This is a genomic window from Paenalicyclobacillus cellulosilyticus (assembly GCF_014647315.1).
Lineage (GTDB): Bacteria > Bacillota > Bacilli > Alicyclobacillales > Alicyclobacillaceae > Alicyclobacillus_J > Alicyclobacillus_J cellulosilyticus.
Genome location: NZ_BMOY01000169.1, coordinates 1 through 552 on the forward strand (window position 1 = coordinate 1; position 552 = coordinate 552).

At 59.8% G+C, this 552-nt stretch carries 2 protein-coding genes; both read right to left on the bottom strand.

The window, feature by feature from the left end; genetic code table 11:
- A partial coding sequence (locus IEX97_RS13410; protein ID WP_479684777.1) for a transposase domain-containing protein occupies positions 1 to 276 on the bottom strand: 276 nt, incomplete at its 3' end.
- A gap of 43 nt (positions 277 to 319) precedes the next feature.
- Positions 320 to 552 (bottom strand): IS66 family insertion sequence element accessory protein TnpB (gene tnpB / locus IEX97_RS13415; protein ID WP_188883578.1); only part of this gene is annotated, 233 nt, incomplete at its 5' end.

The window sequence follows — 552 nt, forward strand, 5'->3', positions numbered from 1 at the left end:
GTACGTCACCGTCTCGAAGGTGGGTTCCTCTGCCTCTGGCTGCGCCTCCGCCTCGGCCTCGTTGAATACCAAGTCCAAGCGCACCTGGTCGTCCGTCGTGCGTTCGCTGGACTTCCCGAATTGCCGGTGGCGGGCCAGACGAAGCTGTTCCAGCAGCAGTTTGACCTGCTTTTTCAGCTCCGTGTTCTCCCGTTCCAGCGCCTCATAGCGTGCCTGCAGGGCTTCCAGTTGGTTGGGGGTCGCTGTCGGGTTCATCATGCAAAAGGATTTCGACACGGCCGTCGAAATCCCTTGACAGATCCTTCTGTGTTTACCGGTCTCACACCACTTTTTTCGCCGTAACCCTCCGGTGTGCTTGCGGTTGGTTCCATGGCAGTCCGTCCAACAGCCAGCCCAGCTCCCGGCGGGTGATGACGAGGGTCTTGCCGTCGCTGGCGTCCGGCCATTGAAACCGGCCCCGCTCCAGCCGTCGATAATACAGCCAGAAGCCGTTGTGTTCCCAGTAGAGGATCTTCAGCTTGTCACGCTCCCGGTTACAAAACACGAAGACCG